Genomic DNA, 23,458 nt, shown 5'->3' with positions numbered 1-23,458 from the left:
TACGACCGAGTGTCACTCGGGGAGGGTGACGAAGTCGATCAGCTCCTCGACGCGGCCCAGCAGCTCGGGCTCCAGGTCCTTGTAGGAGTTCACCTTCGCGAGGATGCGCTTCCAGGCGGCGGGGGTGTCCTCGGGCCAGCGCAGGCGGCGGCAGGTGCCGAGTTTGAAGTCCTCGCCGCGGGGGACGGCGGGCCAGGCGGGGATGCCGACGGAGGAGGGCTTCACGGCCTGCCAGACGTCGATGTAGGGGTGGCCGACGACCAGCACGTGCGGGCCGGTGACCCGGGCGGCGATGCGGTGCTCCTTGGTGCCGGGGAGCAGGTGGTCGACCAGGACGCCGAGGCGCCGGCCCGGGCCGGGGGCGAAGTCGGCGACGATCGCGGGCAGGTCGTCGACGCCCTCCAGGTACTCGACGACCACGCCCTCGATCCGCAGGTCGTCACCCCAGACCCGCTCCACCAGCTCGGCGTCGTGCCGGCCCTCGACGTAGATCCGCGACTCGCGGGCCACCCGGGCGCGGGCGCCGGGGACGGCGACGGAGCCGGAGGCGGTGCGGCCGGGAGCGTGGGAGGGGGCCGGAGCCGAGGGCCTGACCAGGGTGACCGTCCGGCCCTCCAGCAGGAAGCCGCCCGGGACCATCGGGAAGACCCGGTGCTTGCCGAACCGGTCCTCCAGGGTGACGGTGAGGCCCTCGGCGGTCTTCTCGCAGCGCACCACCGCCCCGCAGAACCCGCTCGCCGCCTCCTCCACCACCAGGTCCCGCTCGGCGGGCACCTCCGGCGCGGGGGCCTGCTTCTTCCACGGCGGGGTCAGATCGGGTCCGTACTGGCGGCTGCGCATTCCACGGAGTCTACGAGGCGTCAGCCGGTGAACGGCGAGTTCACCACCAGGATCCCGGCGATCCGCTCGCGCAGCGCGGCCGAGTGCGGCAGCGGCACCGGGTCGGCGCCGCGCTCCATGCGCACGCCGCGGTCGGCGAGCACGTGGAGCATCCGCAGGGTGCGCAGGGTGTTGGAGACGACCGCGGGCACGCCGCCGGAGGTCGCGGAGGGGCGGCGCGGCGGCTGGGCGGCGATCGGGTCGAGCCAGCCGAGGGCCTGGCGCTCGGTCAGGTCGGGGCGGGCGAGGATCTGGGCGAGGGCGCGGCCGAGCCGGTCGTCCTCCATGGCGTCCAGCACGTGGTCGGTGGGGGCGAGCAGCCGGGCGGCGGCCAGCTCCAGCAGCGGCGTCGGGTCGGCGAGCAGCGGGCCGCGGCCGAGGGCGGCCAGGTAGTCGGCGCCGTGCGCGACGGCGTGCAGCCAGCCGAGCTCGCCGTCCCAGCCGCGCAGGTCGCTCTCGGCGGGGTACCAGTGGGCGAAGGCGTCCAGCCAGGCGGGGCGGTGGGCGCCGAGGTCAGCGAGCTCGGCGAGGACCAGCGGGGCGAAGGTGCGGGCCTGGATGTCGGGGTCGGACAGCCGCTCGGCCATCTCGTCGCCGAGGGCGAGGCGCTGCTCCGGGGTGAGCAGGGGTGCCCAGCGGCACAGCTGCTCGTAGGCGAGGGTGTCGCGCACGTGCGGGTCGGCGGACCGCAGGGCGGCGCTCACGGCGGCGAGGGTGTCGGGGGTCGGGGCGGCGGTTTCGAGCGCACTCCAGTCGATCATGGTCGGACCCTAGGCGAGCGGGGGAGCGGCGGCCACCGGATTTCCGGCCCGCGCGCCGGGCCCGCGCCCCGGCATCCACGCCCCGCGCCCCGGCGTCCACGCCCCCGCGCTCACAGGCCCGGCGCGCCCCAGACCGGGAACCAGCGGGTGAGGTCCTTCTCCAGCCGCAGGTCGTTGCCGAGCATCGCGTTGACCTCCAGCTCCAGCGGGCTGTCGCGCTTCTCCCCGCGGCCGGGCAGCGGCGCGAAGGGGTAGAAGGTACCGCGCTTGTACAGGTAGACCAGGGCCAGCGGCCGGCGCCCCGCGGCGTCGCGGAAGCCGACCAGCGAGCAGAGCAGCTGCGGCCCGAAGCCGTTCGCCTCCAGCTCGCTGTTGACCGCGTGCAGGTCGTTGACCAGGTCGGGCAGCTCCTCGGAGGTGTGCCGGGCGAGCAGCCAGGAGTAGCCGTAGTCGTCCTTGGACGCCTCGACGGGGACGCCGCCGCGCTCGGTGTCGGCGTCCAGCAGCGCCCGGACCTGGCGTTCGACCTCGTCGAAGGCCCCGCCCTCGACCGAGGCGAAGCAGACCGACCCGAGCCCGGTGGGCCGGAAGCCCGCCGCGGCCTCCAGGGTCAGCGCGGCGGACGGCACCCCGAACAGCTGGTCGAGGTCGGGCTTGACGGGCTTGGTGCGGCCGAACAGCGCGTCCAGGATTCCCACGGCGGTCCTTCCGGAGGGAGGGTCAACGGGTCAGCGGCCGAGCTGTGCGGAGATCTTCGCGAGCTGGGCCAGCCGCTGCTCCAGCGTCGGGTGGGTGGAGAACAGCTGGGTGGCGGCCTCACGGGCGCTCAGCGCGGGGGCGAAGTAGAAGGCGTTGTAGGCCTGCGCCTGGCGCAGGTCCTTGGTCGGGATGGCGGCGATCTGGCCGGTCACCTTGGTGAGCGCCGAGGCCAGCGCGCTGGGCCGCCCGGTGAGCTGGGCGGCGGCCCGGTCGGCGGCCAGCTCCCGGTAGCGGGAGAGCATCCGGGTCAGCAGGAAGCTGATCGCGTAGACGGCGATCGACGCCAGCGGGACGACCAGCGCGACGATCGCGGCGTTGGGGTCGTTGCTGTTGCGCCCGCCGCCCATGAAGCCGCCGTACATGGCGATCCTGGTCATCGCGCCGGCCAGGACGCCGAGGAAGCCGGCCACCGTCATCACGGCGACGTCCCGGTGGGCGACGTGCGACAGCTCGTGGGCGAGCACGCCCTCCAGTTCCTCCGGCTCCAGCCGGCGCAGCAGGCCGGTGGTGACGCAGACCACCGCGTTCTGCGGGTTGCGGCCGGTGGCGAAGGCGTTCGGCATGTCGTTGCGGGCGACGGCGACCCGCGGTTTGGGCATGTCGGCGAGCGCGCAGAGCCGGTCGACGGCGCCGTGCAGCTGCGGGTACTGCTCCGGGGTGACCGGATGGGCGCCCATGGCCCGTTCGGTGATCTTGTCGCTGAACCAGAACTGGGCGACGAAAAGGCCGCCGGAGATCAGGACGATGATCGGCCAGGCGCCGCGCAGCAGGGCGATGAGCAGCCCGGTGAAGCCGACGTACAGCAGTCCGATCAGGAACATCGTCCCCACCATCCGGCCGGTCAGGCCGCGGTCGGGGGCGAAACGGGTGTGCTGGCCCGAGGTCGACATCGCTGTTCCTCCGTTCGCCGTCCGCTTTCGATGCTGCCACCCGGGCGGGCCCGCGGCATCATCCGCGCGCCGCGGACTGCGGGCAGGATCACTCCGGCCGGGCCGTTCCTGCCGTCGGACCCGGGCCTTACACTGGCAGGTACGGATCTGGCACTCGGGCGTTCAGAGTGCCAAGGCCGGGGCCCCGCGGGGCCGGACCGGACAGCTCGAAATGCGGACACATGCCACAACGGCGTGTCACAACGGACAACGCGTGAAGACGGAGGTGCGTGCCCCATGGCCGGTGAGGTCCGCCAGCTCGACGACCGCAAGCTCGCGGTGCTTCGCGCGATCGTCCAGGACTACGTGGGGACGGAGGAGCCGGTCGGCTCCAAGGCCCTGGTGGACCGGCACAACCTCGGGGTCTCCCCGGCCACCGTCCGCAACGACATGGCGGCGCTGGAGGAGGAGGGGTACATCCACCAGCCGCACACCAGCGCCGGGCGGATCCCCACCGACAAGGGCTACCGGCTGTTCGTCGACAAGCTGGCCGAGGTCAAGCCGATGAGCGCGCCCGAGCGGCGGGCGATCCGGCACTTCCTGGACGGCGCGGTGGACCTCGACGACGTGGTCGCCCGCACGGTGCGGCTGCTGGCCCAGCTGACCCGGCAGGTCGCGGTGGTGCAGTACCCCTCGCTGAGCCGCTCCACGGTGCGGCACATCGAGCTGGTCGCGCTGGCCCCGGCCAAGGTGATGCTGGTGCTGATCACCAACACCGGCCGGGTCGAGCAGCGGCTGGTGGACTGCCCGGGCACGGTCGGCGAGACGCTGCTGGCGGATCTGCGGGCCCGGGTCAACGCGGGGGCCGCCGGCCAGCGCCTCCCGGACGTCCCCGGGCTGCTGGACGAGCTGCCGGCGCTGTTCGAGGCGGCCGACCGGCCGACCGTGACGACCGTGCTGGCGACGCTCTTCGAGACGCTCGCCGAGCAGAGCGAGGAGCGGATCATGCTGGCCGGCACGGCCAACCTGACCCGTTTCGGCCATGACTTCCCGCTCACCATCCAGCCGGTGCTGGAGGCACTGGAGGAGCAGGTCGTCCTGCTCCGCCTCCTGGGTGAGACCGCGGACGCCGGGATGACGGTCCGGATCGGCCGCGAGATCGCCTACGAGGGGCTGAATTCCACGTCGGTCGTCTCGGTCGGTTACGGTTCGGGCGACGAAAGCGTGGCCAAACTGGGTGTGATCGGTCCGACTCGGATGGACTATCCGGGCACAATGGGGGCGGTGCGAGCGGTGGCACGGTACGTGGGCCAGATCCTGGCCGAGTCGTAGGAACGGGCGCGCGTCATCCACATGGCGCGCCCCGCAGTCGCAAGCACTCTTACAGGCGGAACAAGCGGAGCATTTGGTGGCCACGGACTACTACGCGGTACTCGGCGTCCGACGGGATGCGGGGCAGGACGAGATCAAGAAGGCGTTCCGGCGCCTGGCGCGCGAACTGCACCCGGACGTCAACCCGGACCCGAAGACGCAGGAGCGGTTCAAGGAGATCAACGCCGCCTACGAGGTGCTCTCCGACCCGCAGAAGCGCCAGGTCTACGACCTCGGCGGCGACCCGCTCTCGCCCAACGGCGGCGGCGGGGCGGGCGGCTTCGGCGCGGGGGCGGCCGGCTTCGGCTTCTCCGACATCATGGACGCCTTCTTCGGCGCCGCCTCCGGCCAGCGCGGCCCGCGCTCGCGCACCCGGCGCGGCCAGGACGCCATGATCCGCCTGGAGATCACCCTGGAGGAGGCCGCCTTCGGCACCACCAAGGAACTCCAGGTCGACACCGCCGTCACCTGCACCACCTGCAGCGGCGAGGGCGCGGCCCCCGGCACCTCCGCGCAGACCTGCGACATGTGCCGCGGCAAGGGCGAGGTCTCCCAGGTCACCCGGTCCTTCCTGGGCCAGGTCATGACCTCCCGGCCCTGCCCGCAGTGCCAGGGCTTCGGCACCGTCGTGCCGACCCCGTGCCCGGAGTGCGCCGGCGACGGCCGGGTCCGCGCCCGCCGCACCCTGACCGTCAAGATCCCCGCCGGTGTCGACAACGGCACCCGGATCCAGCTGGCCGGCGAGGGCGAGGTCGGCCCCGGCGGCGGCCCGGCCGGCGACCTGTACGTCGAGATCGCCGAGACCACCCACGCGGTGTTCCAGCGGCGCGGCGACGACCTGCACTGCACCGTCACCATCCCGATGACGGCGGCCTCGCTCGGCACCCAGGTGCCGCTGCAGACGCTGGACGGGGTGGAGGAGGTCGACATCCGGCCCGGTACCCAGTCCGGCCAGTCCATCCCGCTGCACGGCCGGGGCATCACCCACCTGCGCGGCGGCGGCCGGGGCGACCTGATAGTGCACGTCGAGGTGCAGACGCCCACCAAGCTCGACGCCGAGCAGGAGGACCTGCTGCGCCGCCTGGCGGTGCTGCGCGGCGAGGAGCGGCCGTCCGGCCAGTTCGCGCCCGGGCAGCAGGGGCTGTTCTCCCGGCTGAAGGACGCCTTCAACGGCCGGTAGCCGTCCCGCGCGGGGGTGCCGAGGCTTCCTCGGCACCCCTTTTGCGTCCCCGTTCCCGTTCCCACCCCGGAGGTTCCCCGCATGACCGCGCCCGTGTTCGTCGTCGAGACCGAGCGGATCGCCGCCGCCGCGCCCGGCGCGCCGGTGCGGCTGGACGGGCCGGAGGGCCGGCACGCGGCCGCGGTGAAGCGGCTGGAGCCGGGCGAGGCGGTCACCCTGGCGGACGGTCTGGGCCTGGGCGTGGACGGCACCGTCGCGGCGGTGCACGGCAAGGACGCGGTCGATGTGACGGTGACGGCCGTGCGCCGTGAGCCGGAGCCGGCACCGCGGATCGTGGTCGTCCAGGCGCTGCCCAAGGGCGACCGGGGCGAGCTGGCCGTGGAGACCATGACCGAGGTCGGCGTGGACGTGGTGATCCCCTGGGCGGCCTCGCGCTGCATCACCCAGTGGAAGGGCGAGCGCGGCGCCAAGGCGCTCGCCAAGTGGCGGGCCACCGCGCGGGAGGCCGGCAAGCAGTCGCGCCGGCTGCGCTTCCCCGAGGTCCGCGAGCCGATGACCACCCGGCAGCTGGCCCCGGTGCTGGCCGGAGCCGCGTTCGCGGCCGTGCTGCACGAGGAGGGCGCCGAGCCGCTGGCCGGGGCCGCGCTGCCGGACGGCGGGGACCTGGTGCTGGTGGTCGGCCCGGAGGGTGGCGTCTCCCCGGAGGAACTGGCCGCCTTCGCCGAGCACGGCGCCAAGCCGTACCGGCTCGGCCCCTCGGTGCTGCGCACCTCCACCGCGGGGGTGGCGGCCGGCGCGCTGCTGCTGGGCCGCACCGGCCGCTGGTCGTAGGGGCGCGTCCCCCGCGGGGGTTCGGGGTCGGTAAAGTCCGGGCGCGCGGCGCGGCCGGGTGCCTAGGGTGACGGGTGTGAGCGAACCCGAGAGCACTCCCGTGGGCGCCTATCTGCGCTATCCGCACCTGCACGGCGACCTGATCACCTTCGTGGCCGAGAACGACGTGTGGCTCGCCCCGCTGGACGGCGGCCGGGCCTGGCGGCTGACGGCCGATCACGTCCCGGTCCGCCGCCCCCGCTTCTCCCCGGACGGCCGGTACGTCGCCTTCACCTCGACCCGGGACGGCGCCCCCGAGGTGCACCTCGCGCCGGTGGACGGCGGCCCGTCCCGCCGGCTCACCCACTGGGGAGACGCGCAGACCCAGCTGCGCGGCTGGACGGCGGACGGCCGGCCGATCGCCACCACCGCCGCCGGGCAGGCCTCGCTGCGCCGCACCTGGGCGCACGCCGTGCCGCTGGACGGCGGCGAGCCGGTGCGGCTGCCGTACGGCCCGGTCGGCGGGCTGGCCTTCGAGCCGGGCGGTGACCGGGCGCTGCTGGTCTCGGCGTTCGGCGTGGAGCCGGCCTGGTGGAAGCGGTACCGGGGCGGGCGGGCCGGCAAGCTGTGGATCGGCACCGAGCGCTTCGAGCGGGTCCACGAGGAGCTGGACGGCAACATCGAGTCGCCGCTGTGGGTCGGGGAGCGCATCGCGTTCCTCTCCGACCACGAGGGCGTCGGCGCGCCGTACTCCAGCCTCCCGGACGGCTCCGACCTGCGCCGCCACGGCAGTTCCCCGGAGGGCTTCTACGCCCGCGACGCCGCCACCGACGGCGCCCGGGTGGTCTGGCACGCCGCCGGCGAGCTGTGGCTGCTGGACGACCTGGCGGGCGCCGAGCCGCGCCGCCTCGACGTCCGGCCGGCCGGCCCGCGCGCCGGCCGCCGGCCCCGCCCGGTGTCCGCCGCGTACTGGCTGGAGGGCGCCGCCCCGGACCGCACCGGCCGGGCGGGCGCGGTGGTGGTGCGCGGCACCGTGCACTGGCTGGCCCACCGGGAGGGACCGGCCCGGGTGCTGGACGAGACACCGGGCGTGCGCGGGCGGCTGGCCCGGGTGGTGCCGGGCGCGGCGGGCGAGGACGCCGCGCAGGGCGTGGTCTGGGTGACCGACGCCGGGGGCGAGGACGCGATCGAGTACGCGCCCGAGGCGCTCGGCGCCGAGCGCCGCCGGCTGGCCGCCGGGGAGCTGGGGCGGGTCCGCGCGCTGGTGGTCTCGCCGGACGGCAAGCGGCTGGCGGTCGGCGCGCACGACGGCCGGGTGCTGCTGGTCTCGCTGGCCGACGGCTCCGTGCACGAGCTGGCGCACAGCACCGACGGCGAGGTCGGCGGGCTGGCGTTCAGCCCGGACTCGGCCTGGCTGGCCTGGTCGCAGCCGACCCTCGGGCCGTGGTCGCTGCGTCAGATCGTGCTGGCCGACCTGGCCACCCGGACGGTCTGCGAGGCGACCCCGCAGCGATTCGTCGACTACTCGCCGGCCTTCACCGCGGACGGCCGGCACCTGGCCTTCCTCTCGGTGCGCAACTTCGACCCGGTGTACGACTCGCACGTCTTCGACCTGTCGTTCCCCAACGGCTGCCGCCCGTACCTGATCACGCTGGCCGCCGACACGCCGTCCCCGTTCGGGCCGAGCCGGGCCGGGCGGACCGTCGGCGGCGAGGACGACGAGCCCAAGGGCAAGCGAGCGGACGGCGAGGAGGGCGGGGCCGACGCGCCGCCGGTGACCCGGGTCGACCTGGAGGGCATCGCCGACCGGATCGTGCCGTTCCCGGTCGAGGGCGGCCGGTTCGGCACCCTGCGGGCCGCCAAGGACGGGGTGCTGTGGACCCGCGTCCCGCTGGTCGGCGAGCTGGGCGACGAGGCCGCCTCGCTGGACGACGAGCGCCCGCGGCCCACCCTGGAGCGCTTCGACCTCCGCAAGCGCCGGGCCGAGCAGCTGGTGGACGGCCTGGACGCGTTCGCGGTGAGCGGCGACGGCACCCGGCTGGCGGTGCTGGACGAGGGCGAGCTGCGGATCCTGCCCGCCGGCCACAAGGCGTCCGGCGAGGACGAGGAGATCGACGTCGACCTGGACCGGCTGCGGGTGACCGTCGACCCGGCGGCCGAGTGGCGGCAGATGTACGACGAGAACGGCCGCCTGATGCGGGACAACTTCTGGCGCCCGGACCTCTCCGGGGTCGACTGGGCGGGGGTGCTGGACCGCTACCGCCCGCTGGTGGAGCGGCTGGGTTCGCACGACGACCTGGTGGACCTGCTCTGGGAGGTGCACGGCGAGCTGGGCACCTCGCACGCGTACGTGGTGCCGCCCGGCCGGCACACCGAGGCGGCCCGCCGGCAGGGACTGCTCGGCGCCGACCTGGTCCGCGACGGCGAGGTGTGGCGGATCGCCCGGATCCTGCCCGGCGAGTCCTCGGACCCGCGGGCGCACTCGCCGCTGGCCGCCCCGGGCGCGGCGATCCGCCCGGGGGACGCCGTGCTGGCGGTCAACGGCCGCCCGGTGGACCCGGTGACCGGCCCGGCGCCGCTGCTGGCGGGCACCGCCGGGCAGCCGGTGGAGCTGACCGTGGCCGGCAAGGACGGCACCGACCGGCGCCACCCGGTGGTCGTCCCGCTGGCCGACGACGAGGCGCTGCGCTACCACGACTGGGTGGCCGGACGGCGGGCCGCCGTGCGCGAGCTGTCCGACGGCCGGCTCGGCTACCTGCACATCCCGGACATGCAGACCACCGGCTGGGCCCAGATCCACCGCGACCTGCGCTCGGAGATGGCCCGGGAGGGCGTGATCGTCGACATCCGGGGCAACCGGGGCGGGCACACCTCGCAGCTGGTGATCGAGAAGCTGTCCCGGCGGGTCGTCGGCTGGGGCGTCGCCCGGGACGTCGCCAATCCGTCGCCGTACCCCGAGGACGCGCCGCGCGGGCCGGTCGTCGCGCTGGCCGACGAGTACTCCGGTTCGGACGGCGACATCGTCAACGCCGCCATCCAGGCGCTCGGCATCGGCCCGGTGGTCGGCACCCGCACCTGGGGCGGGGTGATCGGCATCGACAGCCGCTACTCGCTGGTGGACGGCACCCTGGTGACCCAGCCGAAGTACGCGTTCTGGTCGGAGCGGGTCGGCTGGGGCCTGGAGAACCACGGCGTGGACCCGGACGTCGAGGTGCCCTTCCCGCCGCACGCCTGGGCGGCGGGGGAGGACCCGCAGCTCGCCGAGGGCGTGCGGCTGGCCCTGGCGGCGCTCGCCGAGCGGCCGGCGAAGACCCCGCCGCCGCTGCCCGGGCAGCGCTAGACCGTGCGCGGCGGGAGGCCGGTCCGGCCTCCCGCCGCGTGGCGGCTCCGCTAGCATGCCGCCGTACGCACCCACCCGAGCAGCACCAGCGAGGAGAACCCGATGGCCGGCGAGCCGCAGCCCGACTGCCTGTTCTGCAAGATCGTGGCGGGCGAGATCCCGGCCACCGTGGTGCGCAAGACCGAGCGGGTGCTCGCCTTCCGCGACATCGCGCCGAAGGCCCCGCTGCACGTCCTGGTGATCCCGCACGCCCACTACCCCAACGCCGCCGCGCTGGCCGCCGAGGAGCCGGAGATCGCCGGCGAACTGCTCGCCGAGGCCGGCCGGGTGGCCGCCGACGAGGGCGTCCAGGACTACCGGCTGATCTTCAACACCGGCGCCGGTGCCGGGCAGACGGTCTTCCACGCCCACGTCCACGTGCTCGGCGGCAGGTCGATGACCGAGGACATGGTCTGACAGGGTGTCGCAGCGCGAACTCGTCGTCCTCGGCACCGCCAGCCAGGTGCCGACCCGGCACCGCAACCACAACGGCTACCTGCTGCGCTGGGACGGCGAGGGCCTGCTCCTCGACCCCGGTGAGGGCACCCAGCGCCAGATGCTGCGCGCCGGGGTCTCGGCCACCCAGCTCACCCGGATCGCCGTCACGCACTTCCACGGCGACCACAGCCTCGGCCTCGCCGGGGTGATCCAGCGGATCAACCTCGACCGGGTCCCGCACCCGGTGGACGTCTACTTCCCGGCCTCCGGCGAGGTGTACTTCGAGCGGCTGCGCCACGCCACCGCCTACCACGAGACGGCCGTGCTGCGCCCCCGCCCGATCGAGGAGTCCGGCCCGCTGCCGGTGCCCGGCGCCCGCTTCGCGCTGGACGCCGTCCGGCTCTCGCACCCGGTCGAGTCCTTCGGCTACCGGCTCAGCGAGCCGGACGGCCGCCGGCTGGTGCCCGAACGGCTGGCCGCCCTGGGCATCGGCGGCCCGGACGTCGGCCGGCTGCAGCGGCAGGGCGCGATCGAGACCGACGGCCGGCGGATCACCCTGGACGAGGTCAGCGAGCCCCGGCCCGGCCAGCGGTTCGCCTTCGTCATGGACACCCGGCTCTGCGAGGGCGTGCACGAACTCGCCGAGGGCGCCGACCTGCTGGTCGTCGAGGCCACCTTCACCGACGCCGACGCCCGGCTCGCCGAGGACCACGGCCACCTCACCGCCGGCCAGGCCGGCAAGGTCGCCGCCGAGGCGGGCGCCCGCAGCCTGGTGCTGACCCACTTCTCCCAGCGCTACCCGGACCTCGGCCAGCACCTCGCCGACGCCCGCAAGCACTTCGACGGCCCGATCGTGCTTGCCGAGGACCTCGTCCGGGTACCAGTACCGCCCCGGCGCACGTGACCCGGCCGTACCCGTACGCGTACCCGCGCCGACGCCGGTACGGCGGGCGGCCGGGGCGGAAAACCGGTCGCGCCACCCCGGCGATCTGCCGCAGCATCGTCGGGTGCGGCCCCGCCGCCCGCCGCGTCGATCACGTGCGCGGCGTACCCTGGTGCCCCGGAGAGACCCGAGCGGCACCACGAGACACGGATGGGATGAGGCAGGCCCCAGCGCCGACCTATGAGTGACACATCGCAGACCCGTACCAACGGACAGCCGCGCCCCGAGTCGGCCGACGACGGCCGCGTCAGCGTCCGGATCGTCATCCCCGAGAAGCATCCGATGGTCACCCTGCTCGGCGCCGCCGACTCGCTGCTGCGGGTGATCGAGCAGGGCTTCCCCGCCGCCGACATCCACGTCCGCGGCAACGAGGTGACCGCGACCGGCCAGCGCGCCGAGGTGGCCCTCGTCAAGCAGCTGTTCAGCGAGATGATGCTGGTGCTGCGCACCGGCCAACCCCTGACGGAGGACGCCGTGGAGCGCTCCATCGCCATGCTCCGCGGTGCCGCGGACGACCCGGACAGCCCGGCGCCCTCGCAGGTGTTCACCGCGAACATCCTGTCCAACCGGGGCCGGACCATCCGTCCCAAGACCCTCAACCAGCAGCGCTACGTCGACGCGATCGACAAGCACACGATCGTCTTCGGCCTCGGCCCGGCCGGTACCGGCAAGACCTACCTGGCGATGGCCAAGGCCGTGCAGGCCCTGCAGGCCAAGGAGGTCAACCGGATCATCCTGACCCGCCCGGCCGTCGAGGCGGGGGAGCGGCTGGGCTTCCTGCCCGGCACCCTCTACGAGAAGATCGACCCGTACCTGCGCCCGCTGTACGACGCGCTGCACGACATGATGGACCCGGACTCCATCCCGCGCCTGATGGCCGCCGGGACCATCGAGGTCGCGCCGCTCGCCTACATGCGCGGCCGTACCCTCAACGACGCCTTCATCATCCTCGACGAGGCCCAGAACACCTCGCCCGAGCAGATGAAGATGTTCCTCACCCGCCTCGGGTTCAACTCCCGGGTGGTCGTCACCGGCGACACCAGCCAGATCGACCTCCCGGGCGGCACCCGCAGCGGCCTCAAGGTCGTCCAGGACATCCTGGCCGACGTGCCCGACATCCACTTCTCCGTCCTCACCAGCACCGACGTGGTCCGCCACAAGCTGGTCGGCCGGATCGTGGACGCGTACGAGCGCTGGGACGCCCGCCAGGAGGCCCAGGAGACCGAGGAGCGCCGGCTCCCGGTCAAGCCCGCCCAGCGGCGCGGCTCGCGCGCACCCCGACAGTCCCATCGCACCGAAAGCTGAGTAACCAGCCCGTCATGTCGATCGACATCGCCAACGAGTCCGGTTGGGACGCCGACGAGGAGTCCATCCTCGACGTCGCCCGCTACGCACTGGACAAGATGCGGATCCACCCGCAGTCCGAACTGTCCGTGATCCTGGTGGACGGGGCGGCGATGGAGGAGCTGCACATCCAGTGGATGGACCTCCCGGGCCCGACGGACGTGATGTCCTTCCCGATGGACGAGCTGCGCCCCGGCAAGGAGGGCGAGGAGCTGCCGCAGGGCCTGCTCGGCGACATCGTGCTCTGCCCCGAGGTCGCCGAGCAGCAGGGCAAGGCGGCCCCGTCGAAGCACTCGATGGACGAGGAGCTGCAGCTGCTCACCGTCCACGGCGTGCTGCACGTGCTCGGCTACGACCACGAGGAGCCGGACGAGGAGGCCGAGATGTTCGGCCTCCAGAAGGCGATCCTCGACGGCTGGCGGGCCGAGCGGGGCCTCGGCGGCATCTCGCCGGCCCCCACCACCCACTGAGCGCGGAGCCCGAACCCCTGTGAGTGGTGAGAGTACGAGTTTCATCCTCGGTGCCGTGCTGCTCGTCGTGCTCGGCTGGCTGGCCGCGTGCGCCGAGGCGGGCATCTCCCGGGTCTCCCGCTTCCGGGCGGAGGAGGCCGTGCGCTCCGGGCGCAAGGGCTCGGCCCGGCTGCTGGCGCTGGCCACCGACCCGATCCGCTACCTCAACCTGGCCACCCTGATCCGGGTGGCCAGCGAGATGGCGGCGGCGGTCCTGGTCACCGTGGTGTGCGTGCGCACCATCGACACGACCTGGCAGGCCGTGCTGCTGGCGTTCGGCGTGATGGTGCTGGTGTCGTTCGTGGCGGTGGGCGTCTCCCCGCGCACGATCGGGCGCCAGCACCCGCTCACCACCGCCACCGCGGCCTCCTTCGTGCTGCTGCCGCTGGCCCGGATCCTCGGCCCGATCCCGCGGCTGCTGATCCTGCTCGGCAACGCCCTGACCCCCGGGAAGGGCTACAAGGAGGGCCCGTTCGCCTCCGAGGCGGAGCTGCGGGCCCTGGTCGACCTGGCGGAGAAGAACGACGTCATCGAGGACGAGGAGCGCCGGATGGTGCACTCGGTCTTCGAACTGGGCGACACCATCGTGCGCGAGGTGATGGTGCCGCGCACCGATCTGGTGATGATCGAGCGGCACAAGACCGTGCGGCAGGCGCTGACCCTGGCGCTGCGCTCGGGCTTCTCGCGGATCCCGGTGGTCGGCGACAACGAGGACGACGTGGTCGGCATCGTCTACCTCAAGGACCTGGTGCGCCGCACCCACATCAACCGGGACTCGGAGTCCGACGAGGTCGGCGCGGTGCTGCGCCCGGCGGTGTTCGTCCCGGACTCCAAGCCGGCCGCCGACCTGCTGCGCGAGATGCAGCAGATGCGCTCGCACGTGGCGATCGTGATCGACGAGTACGGCGGCACGGCCGGCCTGGTCACCATCGAGGACATCCTGGAGGAGATCGTCGGCGAGATCACCGACGAGTACGACCGGGAGATCCCGCCGGTGGAGGACCTCGGCGACGGCTCGTACCGGATCACCGCGCGGCTGCTGGTCGAGGACCTCGGCGAGCTGTTCGGGATCGAGCTGGAGGACGAGGACGTCGAGACGGTCGGCGGCCTGCTGGCCAAGCGCCTGGGCCGGGTGCCGATCCCCGGCTCGTCCTGCGAGATCCCGGTGCCGGAGGAGGTCCCGGGCGGCCTGACCGCGATCCGGCTGACCGCCGAGAGCTCGGCCGGGCGCCGCAACCGGATCGGCTCCGTCGTCGCCGCCCCGGTGGGCACCGGGCCGGGGGCGGACCGGGAGGGCGGCGAGTAGCGTTCGGGTGCTTCCGGAGCGACGATGGGAGGCATGACTCACCAACTTCGCGCGGAGTACGGCCCGCAGGGGAGCGCGGGCGGGGTGAAGGTGTGGCACGTCGTGCGGGAGAAGGACCCGGCCCTGGCGTTGTGCGGCCGGACCATTCCCGCCGAGGCGGAGAGCCGGCCGGAGCAGGAGTGGGGAACCGGGCTCCGGGGCTGCCAGCAGTGCGGCTCGCTGTACATGCACGAGGTGCCGCACATGCAGGGGGCCCACCCCTACAGCTAGCCAGGCGTTACGGCCACCCCGGAGGTCGCCATGAAGCTGCAAGACGAACTGCCCGTCGACCACAAACTGGTGCTGGTCTGGCGGATCGGGGCGGGGCTCGGCGGGATCTTCCTGATCGTGTTCGGCAGCCTGGGGCTGGCCGACCACCCGGGCTTCCTGTCCACCCAGGGCAACGAGATCGCGGGGATGTCCACCAACGGCGCGCTGAGCGTCCTGTCCATCGTGGTGGGCGGGATCCTGGTGATCGGCGCGGTCGTCGGCGGGAACTTCGCCGCCAATCTGAACATGGCGGCCGGTGCGCTGTTCATCCTCTCCGGGTTCTACGGGCTCACGGTGCTCGGCCGGTCGGACGCCAACATCCTGAACTTCGGCATCGCCAACGTGATCTTCGCCTTCGCCTTCGGCGTGGTGATCACGACGTTCGGGATGTACGGGCGGGTCAGCAGCCACCTGCCGCACGACAACCCGTACTGGCGCAAGCGGACGGGGGAGGAGCTGGGGATGCCGAGCGGCCCCAAGACCTTCGTGAAGGTGATGCGGCCCGGGCCGCCCAACCCGGTCGGGCACTGAGGACGCCCGCCGGCCCCGCGGCCGGGGCCTATGCTCCTGGGCATGAGTGACATCGTCGAGCTGGACCCCGAAGACAAGAAGATCATCACCCTGGCCCGCTCCGTCCGCGCCCGCAACGGCGTGGCGGAGGGGGCCGCGGTGCGTGACGAGACCGGTCGCACCTACGTGGCCGGGACGGTCGCGCTGGAGTCGCTGCGGCTGAGCGCGGTGCGGACGGCGGTGGCGATGGCGGTGGCCAGCGGCGCGAAGTCGCTGGAGGCGGCGGCCGTGGTGACCGAGGCGGAGCAGCCCGCGGAGGCCGACCTCGCGGCGGTCCGGGACCTCGGCGGTGCGGGCACCCCGCTGCTGCTGGCGGGCCCGGACGGGGCGCTGCGCGCCTCGGTCGGGGCTCGCTGAACGTGCGCGGTCCGCACGGTGCCCGGGGCGCGCGCCCCGGGCACCGGCGCGTTCCGGCGGCCCTGATTCCGACGGATAATCTCACCGGGGACGGGCGGGGAGCCGGCACGGTGAGGGGGCTGGGCGATGCTGGGGACGTTCGCGTTCTTCGCGGGGCTGTTGGCGGGCGTGATGGGCATGGGCAAGTGGCAGGAGACCGGGTCGCCGTTCTGGCTCTGGGGCTCCGTCTCCTTCCTCGTGATCGTCCTCGGCTGGGGCCTGGGCGCGGCGTTCAAGGGGAAGAAGTGAGGGCCCGGACGGCCGGTGTCCGCCCCGGCTGGGGTGATCAGGGAGAATGGAGCCCATGAATGCCCCTTCCTCCTCGTACCGCTCCGGCTTCGCGTGCTTCGTCGGCCGGCCCAACGCGGGCAAGTCGACCCTGACCAACGCTCTGGTGGGGACGAAGGTCGCGATCACCTCCGACCGCCCGCAGACCACCCGGCACACCGTTCGCGGCCTCGTGCACCGCCCGGACGCCCAGCTGGTGCTGGTGGACACCCCCGGCCTGCACAAGCCCCGCACCCTGCTCGGCGAGCGCCTCAACGACCTGGTCCGCAGCACCTGGGCGGAGGTCGACGTGATCGGCTTCTGCCTGCCCGCCGACCAGAAGCTCGGCCCCGGCGACAAGTTCATCGCCAAGGAGCTCGCCGAGATCAAGAAGACCCCCAAGGTCGCCATCGTCACCAAGACCGACCTGGTCGACTCCAAGCGGCTGGCCGAGCAGCTGATCGCCGTCCACCAGCTCGGCGCCGAGCTGGGCATCGAGTGGGCCGAGATCATCCCCGTCTCGGCGGTCGGCGACAAGCAGGTCGAGCTGGTCGGCGAGCTGATCAGCAAGCTGCTCCCGGAGGGCGTGCCGCTCTACCCGGACGGCGACCTCACCGACGAGCCCGAGCAGATCATGGTGGCCGAGCTGATCCGCGAGGCCGCGCTGGAGGGCGTCCGCGACGAGCTGCCGCACTCGCTGGCCGTCGTGGTCGAGGAGATGCTGCCGCGCGAGGGCCGTCCGGCCGACCGGCCGCTGCTCGACATCCACGCCAACGTCTACATCGAGCGGCAGAGCCAGAAGGCGATCGTGATCGGGGCCAAGGGCGCCCGGCTCAAGCACGTCGGCACCACCGCCCGCAAGCACATCGAGGCGCTGCTCGGCACCCCGGTCTACCTGGACCTGCACGTCAAGGTCGCCAAGGACTGGCAGCGCGACCCCAAGCAGCTGCGCAAGCTCGGGTTCTGACCGCCGACCGCCGGGGAGGGGCGCCGCATGAAGCTGCACACGCGTGAGTGGGGCACCGGCGGGCGGGTCGCGCTGCTGGTCCACGGGATCATGTCCGACCACCGCAGCTGGCGGTCGGTCGGCCCGGCGCTCGCCGGGCGCGGCTACCGGGTGATCGCCGTCGACCTGCGCGGCCACGGCGCCAGCCGGCGCGGCGAGGGCGCCACCCCGGCGGAGCGCTACGGCCTCGAGCGGTACGCCGAGGACCTGGTCGACACCCTGCCGCGGGGCGCCGACCTGGCCATCGGCCACTCGCTGGGCGCGCTGACCCTGCTGCACGCGGTGGAGCGGCTGCGGCCGGCCCGGGCGGTCTACTCCGACCCGGCCTGGCGGTTCGCCCGGCCGGGCCTCTTCGACCCGGCGGTCTTCACCCGGTTCAAGCAGGCCACCCGGGAGCAGATCGGCGCGGTCAACCCGGGCTGGGGCGCCGCCGACGTGGAGACCGAGCTGGCCACCCTGGCGCTGTGGGACCCGGACACCGCGCTGGCGCTCTCCGCGCTGCGCGACCGGGCCGCGCTGCCCGGCGCCCCGGCCGTGCCCTCGCTGGTGCAGCTCGCCGACGACAGCTGGCTGATCGGGCCCGAGGACGCCGCGACCCTGCGCGGCCTCGGCTACGAGGTCCGGACGGTCGCCGGGGCCGGCCACTCCATCCACCGGGACGACCTCCCGGGCTTCCTGGCCTCCCTCGACGGCTGGCTGTGAAACCCCGGGCCCGAGGCGCCCGCCTAGGCTCCCTCGCGCAGGACCAGCGAGACCAGTTCGCGCTGGGACTCGGTGAGCTTGGGGTCGGCGCAGTGCACCGTCCGCCCGTCGACGGTGATCTCGTAGTGGAAGCCGTCCGGCACCCCGTAGGAGGGCGTGCGCAGCCCGCCCGCGACGGCCTCGCGGGCGAGCGCGTGCACGTGCGGGGCGTCCACCCGCTCGGTGGTGTCGAGCTCAGCGCGGCGGACGTGTCCCGCGAGGCCGCCGGTCCGGGTCACCTGGATACGCATGGTGTCCATGGTGCTACCCAGCGATGGCGTTTGCCGGGGTTTTCCCGGACCTTGACTTAACTGCGGCTCAAGTCGGGCTGATGCCGACCTTCGCCCAGGACGCGGTCACCGTGTCGGCCACCTCCGGCTCCGGGAAGCGGGCCTTCGCGGCGGCCACGGTGGCCCGGGCGAAGGCGGTGAAGTCGGCGTCGGCGGGCAGCCGCCGGCCGGTCAGCGCGTCGTACCAGATCCGGCCGGCGCGTTCCCAGGCCGAGCCGCCGAGCGCGGTGGCGAGCAGGTAGAAGGCGTGGTTGGGGATGCCCGAGTTGATGTGCACCCCGCCGTTGTCCTGGGCGGTGCGCACGTAGTCGCGCATGTGGGCGGGCTGCGGGTCCTTGCCCAGCCGGGGGTCGTCGTACGCGGTGCCGGGCGCCTTCATCGAGCGCAGCGCGACCCCCTGCACGCCGGGGGCGAGCAGCCCCTCGCCGATCAGCCAGTCCGCCGCGGCGGCGTCCTGGTGCAGCGCGTACTGCTTGACCAGTGAGCCGAAGACGTCGGAGACCGACTCGTTGAGGGCACCGGGCTGGTCGCGGTACTCCAGGCCGGAGGTGAACTGGGTGACGCCGTGGGTGAGTTCGTGGCCGATGACGTCGATGCAGGCGGTGAAGTCGCCGAACACCTCGCCGTCGCCGTCCCCGAAGACCATCCGCCGGCCGTCCCAGAAGGCGTTGTCGTAGTCCTGGCCGTAGTGGACGGTGGCGTCCAGCCGCAGGCCCTGGTCGTCGATGGAGTGCCGCCCGAAGACGGCGGAGAAGAGGGTCCAGGTGGCGCCGAGGCCGTCGTAGGCGTGGTTGACGGACTGGTCGGGCAGGGGGCTCTCGCCCTCCCGGCGCACGGTGCGTCCGGGCAGGCGTTCGCGGTGCCCGGCGTCGGAGATCACCCGCTCCAGGCGGTCGGTGGCGGCCGGGGCCGGGAGGACGGCGGCGAGCCGCGCGGCCCGGTGCGCGGCGTCGAGGGCGAGGGAGCGGACGGCGGGCTCGTGACCGTCCTCGGCGAGGCGGTCCAGGACGTACGGCGGAACGATCGCGCAGAGCGTCGGTTCGGCTGTCATGTGGCCCAGGGTGAGGCATCGATGACCTGTTGTCACCGGCGCGGACGGGATCGCGCGCCGCCCGGCCGCCGCCGTGCGCCGTCTCAAGGGGTGGGAACAGCGGGCGGCCGGCTTCGGGGTCGCGCGGCGCTGGGTTAGGCTGGGCCGCATCATGCGCAACGGGCTGCTTCTTCTTAGCTGCCGCGTCGAGGGCCTGTAGTCCACCAGGGCCGGCTCCCTCGCCGCGGGGACTGTGCTGCGCGCTGAATTCTGTCGGCCCCACGGAGGGCCGCGAGCGGCAGCAGGCCGGCCGAGTCGGGTGACGACACCTCGGGTGAGGACACCGCCCCGACCAGCCCGCACCACGCATCACAGGAAGCCGAGACTCACCTCCATGACCGAGCAGAGCTCCGCCGCGCCCGTTCCCGCCGCCCGCGCGTTCGTCGACCGTCCCACCCCGATCACCGCCGGCTCGGTGCGCCAGGCCCCGTCCGGCATGCGGTACGGCCGCTATCTGCCCTTCGGCACCGTCGACCTGCCGGACCGCAGCTGGCCGTCGAAGGTGATCACCAAGGCGCCGCGCTGGCTCTCCACCGACCTGCGGGACGGCAACCAGGCGCTGATCGACCCGATGTCCCCGGCCCGCAAGCGCAAGATGTTCGACCTGCTGGTCGCGATGGGCTACAAGGAGATCGAGGTCGGCTTCCCCTCCTCCGGGGCCACCGACCACGCCTTCGTGCGCTCGCTGATCGAGGAGGGGGCGATCCCCGAGGACGTCACCATCTCGGTGCTGACCCAGGCGCGCGAGGAGCTGATCGAGAAGACGATCGAGTCGCTGGTCGGCGCGCCGCGCGCCACCGTGCACCTGTACAACGCGACCGCGCCGCTGTTCCGCCGGGTGGTGTTCCGCAACGACGAGGCGGCCACCAAGGCGATCGCCGTCGACGGCACCCGGCTGGTGATGGAGTACGCCGAGAAGCTGCTGGGCGACGACACCGTCTTCGGCTACCAGTACTCGCCGGAGATCTTCGTCGACACCGAGCTGGACTTCGCGCTGGAGGTCTGCGAGGCGGTCATGGACGTCTGGCAGCCGGGCGAGGGCCGCGAGATCATCCTGAACCTGCCGGCCACCGTCGAGCGGGCCACCCCGAACGTGCAGGCCGACCAGTTCGAGTGGATGTCGCGCAACCTGTCGCGCCGCGAGTTCGTCTGCCTGTCGGTGCACCCGCACAACGACCGGGGCACCGCGGTCGCCTCCGCCGAGCTGGCCTACATGGCCGGCGCCGACCGGATCGAGGGCTGCCTGTTCGGGCAGGGCGAGCGGACCGGCAACGTCGACCTGGTGACCCTGGGCATGAACCTGTTCTCGCAGGGCATCGACCCCCAGATCGACTTCTCCGACATCGACGAGGTGCGCCGCACCGCCGAGTACTGCAACCAGATGGAGGTGCACCCGCGCCACCCGTACGCCGGCGACCTGGTGTACACCTCCTTCTCCGGCTCGCACCAGGACGCCATCAAGAAGGGCTTCGACGTCCTGGCGGCGGACGCGGCCGCGGCGGGCGTCCCGGTCGAGGAGCACACCTGGGGCGTGCCGTACCTGCCGATCGACCCGAAGGACGTCGGCCGCACCTACGAGGCGGTCATCCGGGTCAACAGCCAGTCCGGCAAGGGCGGCGTGGCGTACGTGCTGAAGAACGACCACAAGCTGGACCTGCCGCGCCGGATGCAGATCGAGTTCTCCCGGATCATCCAGGCCAAGACCGACGCCGAGGGCGGCGAGGTCTCCCCGGCCGAGATCTGGCGGGTCTTCGAGGACGAGTACCTGCCGACCACGGCCAACCCGTGGGGCCGGATCTCGCTGGGCGGCTCGCGCCGCCTGACCACCGAGGACGGCCGGGACGCGCTGACCGCCGAGGCCGTGGTGGACGGCGCGCCGGTCACCCTGGCCGGTACCGGCAACGGCCCGGTCTCGGCGTTCGCCGACGCGCTGGCGCAGATCGGCGTGGACGTACGGGTGCTGGACTACGCCGAGCACGCGCTGAGCGAGGGCGGCGACGCCCAGGCCGCCGCGTACGTCGAGTGCGCGGTGGACGGCCGGGTGCTGTGGGGCGTCGGGATCGACGGCAACACCGTGCTGGCCTCGCTGAAGGCGATGATCAGCGCCGTCAACCGGGCACGGCGCGGGTAGTTCGTACGAGTGGTCATGGCCGGGCCGTCCCCTCGGGGGCGGCCCGGCGGCGTTCCCCGGCCGGGCCGGGCGCGTCCGGCGCCCGGGGCGCGCGCGCTGTGTCCTGCGCCACATTTTTTCGCGGATCGGGCCGTTCGAAGTACTGACACCTGTCGGCAACCGTGGCAACATCGTCCCACCGGAAAGCCGGGTCGGTGGGACGGCCCGGCGGCCGGTCGCGTGACCTGCCCATTGTTGTGCAGGCCGCCTGCCATGTCTGGGGAGTGGCGCCGTGACAGGGATGTGGGGTGTTCGCCCGCGGTGGCGGACTGACGTTCTCGGTGACTTCTTCTGTCCAGGCTGTGGCGGGGACCGCAACTACCGCCGGCAGCACGGCCGGCGGTGGCTGCGGCTGCTGGGAACCCCGGTGCTTCCGCTCGGACCGGTGATCGGCAGTGTGCAGTGCACCAGCTGCCACGGCCGGTTCGGGGTGGAGAGCCTCGAACAGCCCACCTGTGTCCGCCTGGGCGGGATGCTGCGCGACGCCCAGTACACCGTCGCGCTGGCCCTGCTGGCCGCCGGCGGCACCGCCCACCGCGCGGCCCGCGAGGCCGCCTGCGCGGCGGTGCGCGACGCCGGGTTCGAGGACTGCGGCGAGGCCCAGGTACTGGCCGCGCTGGCGGCGCTGTCCGGACTCGGCGGCGAACTCTACGACGCGCACGGCATGGCCGGCGGGCTGGCCGTGGAACTGCACGCGGTGCTCGAACCGCTCGCCCCGCACCTGGCCCAGCCGGGCCGGGAGCGGCTGCTGCTGCAGGGCGCGGCGATCGCGCTGGCCGACGGCCGGTACCGGCCGCAGGAGCGGGAGGCGCTGGACGCCGTCGGGCGCTGCCTGGACCTGCCGCAGGCGCGGGTGGGGGCGCTGCTGGAGGCGGCGACCCGGGCGCCGTACTAGAGCTCCTTCCCCCTCCCTCCTCCTGGACTCCTCCACCTGGACCCCCACAACCGGGCCTCCCCCCGGCCCGCCGTGACCCGCACCGCTCGGCGACCCCCCACGGCCCGGTGCGGGCACACGGCTGTCCGTCGGGGTGCGACGGCTGGGGGACAATGGTGGGATGTCCACACTGTTCGAGGCCGCGCTGCCGGGGGCCCGCTGCGGGGAGGCGGGCGCATGAGCCTCTTCCGGGACGACGGCGTGGTGCTCCGGGCGCAGAAGCTCGGCGAGGCCGACCGGATCATCACCCTGCTCACCCGCCACCACGGCAAGGTGCGCGCGGTGGCGCGCGGGGTGCGCAAGACCAAGTCGAAGTTCGGCGCGCGCCTGGAGCCGTTCTCGCACGTGGACGTGCAGTTCTTCAGCCGGGGGAGTGAGCTGATCGGGCGCGGGTTGCCGCTCTGCACCCAGGTGGAGACGATCGCCCCGTACGGCGGCCCGATCGTGGCCGACTACGGCCGCTACACCGCCGGAACGGCCATGCTGGAGACGGCGGAACGGTTCGCCGAGAACGAGGGCCAGCCGGCCGTCCAGCAGTACCTGCTGCTGGTCGGGGGCCTGCGCACGCTGGCGGCCGGACTGCACGAGTCGCACCTGGTGCTGGACGCCTTCCTGCTGCGCTCGCTCGCGGTCAACGGGTACGGCGCGAGCTTCGACATCTGCGCCAAGTGCGGCATGGAGGGCCCCAACCGGTTCTTCTCGCTCCAGGCGGGCGGCGTCCTGTGCGCGGACTGCCGCGTGCCCGGATGTGCCGTACCCTCCCCTGAGACACTGGTACTGCTCGGGGCGCTGCTGTCAGGGGACTGGCGGACGGCCGACGCCTGCGAGCCGAGGTACTGGCGGGAGGGCAGCGGCCTGGTCGCGGCCTATCTGCAGTGGCACCTGGAGCGGGGCATCCGCTCGATGAGATACGTGGAGAAGTGAGCACATGGCAGCGCGACGGCTCTTCGGCGGCGGCAAGCAGCGGGAGTACCTTCCCCCGTCCCCGCACCCCAGCGGCGCCCGGCCCCCGAAGATCCCCGGCGAGCTGGTCCCCAACCACGTCGCGATCGTGATGGACGGCAACGGCCGCTGGGCGAAGGAGCGCGGGCTGCCGCGCACCGAGGGCCACAAGGTCGGCGAGGGCGTCGTGCTGGA

The 23,458-nt window shown here is 73.6% G+C and carries 25 protein-coding genes; 19 read left to right on the top strand and 6 right to left on the bottom strand.

Features of this window, described 5'->3' with window-relative positions; genetic code table 11:
• Positions 1 to 12 precede the first annotated feature (12 nt).
• From ABZW10_RS36305 to htpX, 4 genes are all read right to left on the bottom strand, one after another.
• A complete protein-coding gene (locus ABZW10_RS36305) occupies positions 13 to 840 on the bottom strand; it encodes a DUF3097 domain-containing protein (RefSeq protein ID WP_355375164.1) in 828 nt (275 codons plus the stop codon).
• 20 nt (positions 841 to 860) lie between these two features.
• Positions 861 to 1,640 carry a DUF2785 domain-containing protein gene (locus ABZW10_RS36300; RefSeq protein ID WP_355375161.1) on the bottom strand — a complete coding sequence of 260 codons (780 nt, stop codon included), beginning with the start codon at positions 1,638 to 1,640 and terminating at the stop codon, positions 861 to 863.
• Between the two features lie 110 nt (positions 1,641 to 1,750).
• Positions 1,751 to 2,338, bottom strand: coding sequence for a hypothetical protein (locus ABZW10_RS36295; protein WP_355375158.1), 588 nt, complete (start codon positions 2,336 to 2,338; stop codon positions 1,751 to 1,753).
• Between the two features lie 30 nt (positions 2,339 to 2,368).
• Positions 2,369 to 3,289: a zinc metalloprotease HtpX gene (gene htpX, locus ABZW10_RS36290; protein ID WP_355375155.1), complete on the bottom strand. Its 921-nt coding sequence runs from the start codon at positions 3,287 to 3,289 to the stop codon at positions 2,369 to 2,371.
• Positions 3,290 to 3,565: 276 nt separating this feature from the next.
• On the opposite strand from htpX, the gene hrcA reads away from it, so the two are divergent.
• The 15 genes from hrcA (at position 3,566) to ABZW10_RS36215 (ending at position 17,798) form a co-directional block, all read left to right on the top strand.
• Entirely contained in the window at positions 3,566 to 4,600 is a 1,035-nt protein-coding gene (gene hrcA, locus ABZW10_RS36285; protein WP_355375152.1) for a heat-inducible transcriptional repressor HrcA, read from the top strand.
• Positions 4,601 to 4,676: 76 nt separating this feature from the next.
• The gene (gene dnaJ, locus ABZW10_RS36280) at positions 4,677 to 5,819 is read left to right on the top strand and encodes a molecular chaperone DnaJ (RefSeq protein ID WP_355375149.1); all 1,143 of its coding nucleotides are present in this window, start codon (positions 4,677 to 4,679) and stop codon (positions 5,817 to 5,819) included.
• An 81-nt stretch (positions 5,820 to 5,900) separates the two neighbouring features.
• Entirely contained in the window at positions 5,901 to 6,650 is a 750-nt protein-coding gene (locus ABZW10_RS36275) for a 16S rRNA (uracil(1498)-N(3))-methyltransferase (protein ID WP_355375146.1), read from the top strand.
• 76 nt (positions 6,651 to 6,726) lie between these two features.
• Positions 6,727 to 9,969, top strand: a complete 3,243-nt coding sequence (locus ABZW10_RS36270; RefSeq protein WP_355375143.1) for a PDZ domain-containing protein — start codon at positions 6,727 to 6,729, stop codon at positions 9,967 to 9,969.
• A gap of 102 nt (positions 9,970 to 10,071) precedes the next feature.
• Positions 10,072 to 10,425: a histidine triad nucleotide-binding protein gene (locus ABZW10_RS36265; RefSeq protein ID WP_355375140.1), complete on the top strand. Its 354-nt coding sequence runs from the start codon at positions 10,072 to 10,074 to the stop codon at positions 10,423 to 10,425.
• A 4-nt stretch (positions 10,426 to 10,429) separates the two neighbouring features.
• The gene (locus tag ABZW10_RS36260; protein ID WP_355375137.1) at positions 10,430 to 11,350 is read left to right on the top strand and encodes a ribonuclease Z; all 921 of its coding nucleotides are present in this window, start codon (positions 10,430 to 10,432) and stop codon (positions 11,348 to 11,350) included.
• Between the two features lie 321 nt (positions 11,351 to 11,671).
• Complete coding sequence (locus tag ABZW10_RS36255; RefSeq protein ID WP_355375186.1) at positions 11,672 to 12,694, top strand: PhoH family protein; 1,023 nt, start codon at positions 11,672 to 11,674, stop codon at positions 12,692 to 12,694.
• A 14-nt stretch (positions 12,695 to 12,708) separates the two neighbouring features.
• The gene (gene ybeY / locus ABZW10_RS36250) at positions 12,709 to 13,203 is read left to right on the top strand and encodes an rRNA maturation RNase YbeY (RefSeq protein ID WP_355375134.1); all 495 of its coding nucleotides are present in this window, start codon (positions 12,709 to 12,711) and stop codon (positions 13,201 to 13,203) included.
• A gap of 19 nt (positions 13,204 to 13,222) precedes the next feature.
• Complete coding sequence (locus tag ABZW10_RS36245; protein WP_355375132.1) at positions 13,223 to 14,548, top strand: hemolysin family protein; 1,326 nt, start codon at positions 13,223 to 13,225, stop codon at positions 14,546 to 14,548.
• A 33-nt stretch (positions 14,549 to 14,581) separates the two neighbouring features.
• On the top strand, positions 14,582 to 14,818 hold the full coding sequence (locus tag ABZW10_RS36240; protein ID WP_355375129.1) for a hypothetical protein: 237 nt from the start codon (positions 14,582 to 14,584) through the stop codon (positions 14,816 to 14,818).
• Positions 14,819 to 14,848: 30 nt separating this feature from the next.
• The gene (locus ABZW10_RS36235; RefSeq protein ID WP_355375127.1) at positions 14,849 to 15,388 is read left to right on the top strand and encodes a DUF4383 domain-containing protein; all 540 of its coding nucleotides are present in this window, start codon (positions 14,849 to 14,851) and stop codon (positions 15,386 to 15,388) included.
• 30 nt (positions 15,389 to 15,418) lie between these two features.
• On the top strand, positions 15,419 to 15,784 hold the full coding sequence (locus tag ABZW10_RS36230; RefSeq protein WP_355375124.1) for a cytidine deaminase: 366 nt from the start codon (positions 15,419 to 15,421) through the stop codon (positions 15,782 to 15,784).
• 126 nt (positions 15,785 to 15,910) lie between these two features.
• Positions 15,911 to 16,072 (top strand): hypothetical protein, encoded by a 162-nt coding sequence (locus ABZW10_RS36225; protein WP_355375122.1) that lies wholly within the window; start codon positions 15,911 to 15,913, stop codon positions 16,070 to 16,072.
• Positions 16,073 to 16,127: 55 nt separating this feature from the next.
• Complete coding sequence (gene era, locus ABZW10_RS36220; RefSeq protein WP_355375119.1) at positions 16,128 to 17,057, top strand: GTPase Era; 930 nt, start codon at positions 16,128 to 16,130, stop codon at positions 17,055 to 17,057.
• A gap of 27 nt (positions 17,058 to 17,084) precedes the next feature.
• Positions 17,085 to 17,798 carry an alpha/beta fold hydrolase gene (locus ABZW10_RS36215; RefSeq protein ID WP_355375116.1) on the top strand — a complete coding sequence of 238 codons (714 nt, stop codon included), beginning with the start codon at positions 17,085 to 17,087 and terminating at the stop codon, positions 17,796 to 17,798.
• A gap of 23 nt (positions 17,799 to 17,821) precedes the next feature.
• Here ABZW10_RS36215 and ABZW10_RS36210 read toward each other — a convergent pair whose 3' ends face one another.
• Entirely contained in the window at positions 17,822 to 18,088 is a 267-nt protein-coding gene (locus tag ABZW10_RS36210) for a protealysin inhibitor emfourin (RefSeq protein WP_344337572.1), read from the bottom strand.
• A 67-nt stretch (positions 18,089 to 18,155) separates the two neighbouring features.
• Entirely contained in the window at positions 18,156 to 19,178 is a 1,023-nt protein-coding gene (locus tag ABZW10_RS36205) for a M4 family metallopeptidase (RefSeq protein ID WP_355375113.1), read from the bottom strand.
• 373 nt (positions 19,179 to 19,551) lie between these two features.
• On the opposite strand from ABZW10_RS36205, the gene leuA reads away from it, so the two are divergent.
• The 4 genes from leuA to ABZW10_RS36185 all read left to right on the top strand — a co-directional run.
• Positions 19,552 to 21,348 (top strand): 2-isopropylmalate synthase, encoded by a 1,797-nt coding sequence (leuA, locus tag ABZW10_RS36200; protein WP_355375111.1) that lies wholly within the window; start codon positions 19,552 to 19,554, stop codon positions 21,346 to 21,348.
• A 424-nt stretch (positions 21,349 to 21,772) separates the two neighbouring features.
• Complete coding sequence (locus tag ABZW10_RS36195) at positions 21,773 to 22,282, top strand: TerB family tellurite resistance protein (protein ID WP_355375108.1); 510 nt, start codon at positions 21,773 to 21,775, stop codon at positions 22,280 to 22,282.
• Between the two features lie 216 nt (positions 22,283 to 22,498).
• On the top strand, positions 22,499 to 23,245 hold the full coding sequence (gene recO / locus ABZW10_RS36190) for a DNA repair protein RecO (RefSeq protein WP_355375105.1): 747 nt from the start codon (positions 22,499 to 22,501) through the stop codon (positions 23,243 to 23,245).
• A 4-nt stretch (positions 23,246 to 23,249) separates the two neighbouring features.
• Positions 23,250 to 23,458, top strand: a 209-nt coding sequence (locus ABZW10_RS36185) for an undecaprenyl diphosphate synthase family protein (RefSeq protein WP_355375102.1), incomplete at its 3' end; no start/stop codon positions are given.

This window comes from Kitasatospora sp. NPDC004723 (genome assembly GCF_040609255.1).
Taxonomy (GTDB): Bacteria; Actinomycetota; Actinomycetes; order Streptomycetales; family Streptomycetaceae; genus Kitasatospora.
Note: the sequence above shows the minus strand (reverse complement) of the source record. Positions and strands in the feature narration are given on the sequence as shown.